The organism is Bradyrhizobium sp. BRP20, assembly GCF_020194215.1.
Classification (GTDB): domain Bacteria; phylum Pseudomonadota; class Alphaproteobacteria; order Rhizobiales; family Xanthobacteraceae; genus Bradyrhizobium; species Bradyrhizobium yuanmingense.
Genome location: NZ_JADYVY010000063.1, coordinates 1 through 2,645, shown reverse-complemented (window position 1 = coordinate 2,645; position 2,645 = coordinate 1). Strand labels below are relative to the sequence as shown.

Below are 2,645 nucleotides of genomic sequence, written 5' to 3'. Positions count from 1 at the left end.
TATAGCGCGACAATCTGGGTGGGAAGCGCACGACAATCAGGATGGCGAGTCGGTGTCGCGGCGAGGTGATGATTGCCGCGTTAATTGTCGCGCGCAAGAGTTTTTTGAACTCTGATTGTCGCGGAGCGTCAATCAGAGACGGTTTTGGGTGTCGCATGTGACGGCGGGCGTCCAGGTCCGCGTTTTCGTTCGAGCGCGGTCCGCCTGCGATAGCTTTCGACGTTCATCTCGACGATGGTAGCGTGGTGGACAAGCCGATCGATGGCGGCGAGGGTCATAGCGGGGTCCGGGAAGACCCTGTTCCATTCGCCGAATGGCTGATTGGCTGTGATCAGCATCGAGCGTCGCTCGTAGCGTGCGCTGATGAGTTCGAACAGCACGCTGGTCTCGGCCTGGTCCTTGGTGACGTAGGCCAGGTCATCGAGGATCAGGAGATCGAAGCGATCAAGGCGGTTGATGGCGGCCTCGAGGTTGAGCTCGCGCCGCGCCACCTGGAGCTTTTGCACGAGATCGGTGGTTCTGGTGAAGAGAACGCGCCATCCGTTCTCGATCAGAGCGAGGCCGAGAGCACTTGCGAGATGGCTCTTTCCGCCACCGGGCGGGCCAAACAGCAGCAAATTGGCGCCCTTGCCCAGCCAGCCGTCGCCGGCGGCGAGCGCGGTGACCTGCGCCTTGGAGACCATCGGCACGGCCTCGAAGTCGAAGTTGTCGAAAGTCTTTCCGGCTGGCAGCCGTGCATCAACGAGGTGGCGCTCGATGCGACGGCGGCTGCGTTCAGCGATCTCGTGCTCGGCAATGGGGAGGAAGCGGGCCGCCGGCCAGCCTTCCTTGTCGGACTGCTCAGCAAATTGCGGCCACAGCACCTTGATGGCGGGCAGCCGCAGCTCGTTGAGCAACAGATTGAGGCGCGCGGTGTCGACGGTGTTGGCCGTGTTCATGCGGCACCTCCGATCTCGGCGGTGCCGATAAGGCACTCATAGGCGGCCAGTGGCGCGAGATGCACCACGACCTGCGGCACACGGGCAGGATCGGGCGCGAAGTGCGTGCGCAGCTGTCCGAGATCGGGCAATTGGCCGGCGTCCAGGTCAGCGGCGAGCTGACCGGCGAGTTCGGCCTCGCAGCCGCGCTCGTGCGCCAGCGCAAGCAGATCGACCATGAGCCGGCAGGCTTTCTTGTCCGGCAGCCGTTCGCGCAAACGATCGAAGGTCTTCCGATAGGCATCGCGCGGGAACAGCCGATCACGGTAGACGAGATTGAGCAGCGCCATCGGCTTGCGCCGCAAGGAATGGATCACGTGCCGATAATCGACGACCTGGTCGTGCTTGCCGTTGGGATGCGGCCGCCCACGCTGCAGGGTGACGAGATGGGTGCCGCCGACGAACACGTCGAGACGATCATCGTAAAGGCGCACCCGCAGCTGGTGGCCGATCAGGCGTGACGGCACGGTGTAGAACACCTTGCGCAAGGTGAAGCCGTCGCTTGACGTCACGCGGACAATCACCTCCTCGTAGTCCGAGGTGCGGCGATCTGGCAATGCCTGCAGGGTAGCGCGCTCGTGGTCGATGCGCTTGGCGTTGCGGGCATTGCGGCGGCTGACGATCTCGTCGATGAAGCCGCGGTAGGCGGCGAGATCATCGAAGTCGGCAGTGCCGCGCAACAGCAGCGCATCGGCGATCGTCCGCTTGAGATGGCCATGCGAGCTCTCGATCGCCCCATTCTCATGGGCGATGCCGCGATTGTTGCGGGAAGGCCGCATGCCGTAATGGGCGCAGAGGTCCTCGTACCGCCGGGTCAGATCGTCCTGAGCATTCCGGTCCAGATTGCAGAAGGCGGCCGACAGACTGTCGGTCCGATGCTCCCGCGGCGCGCCGCCGAGCGACCACAGAGCATTCTGCAGCCCTTCGGCCAAGGCGACGAAGCTCTCGCCACCGAGCACGACATGCGCGTGCTCAAAGCCGGAATAGGCCAGCCGGAAGTGATAGAGGCGATGATCGAGCGGCACGCCCGCAATGGTGACCCCGAGCTCGCCCATGTCGGTGAAGTCGGACAGGCCGACCTGACCCACTTCGTGGGTCTGACGGAAGATGACTTCCTGCTCCTCGCCGTGGATTGCCCGCCAGGCGCGGATCCGGCGCTCCAGCGTGCGGCGGATTCCAGCCCCGAGCTCAGGGTGGCGGCGCAACATCTCCTCGAAGATCGCGACAGCCCGCACGCCGGGGGCCGCCTTCAACATCGGTACGACCTCGGTCTCAAAAACACCGGCCAACGGGTCCGGTCGGCGCCGGCCGCGGGCTCCCTTCTTCTGCGATGGGAGCCTTCGATCCTTCTCGAAGCGATACGCGGTCGAGGTACTGAACGACGCCTTGGCGGCGGCCACTGGCGGGGTATCGGTCTGACGGTACTTCATGTAGAGCCTCATCTGGTGATCGGTAATGTATCGGCCTGGCAAGCGAGTGATTCCTCTTGGCGGAAGAACCACTTGCACAACCAGCCGGCCGCGATCACCAGTCGGCGCGGTCCCCTGTGGATCGCGCCGACGCCGGGCTCGTAACTCCGGTCGGGCTACGCCCTCCCTGCGTCACGAGCCCGGCGAAGCTCTCTCATCCTGATTGACGCTCCACTGTCACCCTGATTGCCGCGCGGCA

The 2,645-nt window shown here is 64.4% G+C and carries 2 protein-coding genes; both read right to left on the bottom strand.

The genetic code is table 11. The annotated features are described in order from the left end of the window. Positions 1-128: 128 nt before the first annotated feature. Positions 129-938 carry an IS21-like element helper ATPase IstB gene (istB, locus tag I6F33_RS37760; protein ID WP_225143907.1) on the bottom strand — a complete coding sequence of 270 codons (810 nt, stop codon included), beginning with the start codon at positions 936-938 and terminating at the stop codon, positions 129-131. Next, complete coding sequence (gene istA, locus I6F33_RS37755) at positions 935-2,485, bottom strand: IS21 family transposase (protein ID WP_225143909.1); 1,551 nt, start codon at positions 2,483-2,485, stop codon at positions 935-937. The genes istB and istA overlap by 4 nt, the downstream gene beginning before the upstream one ends. Positions 2,486-2,645: the final 160 nt, after the last annotated feature.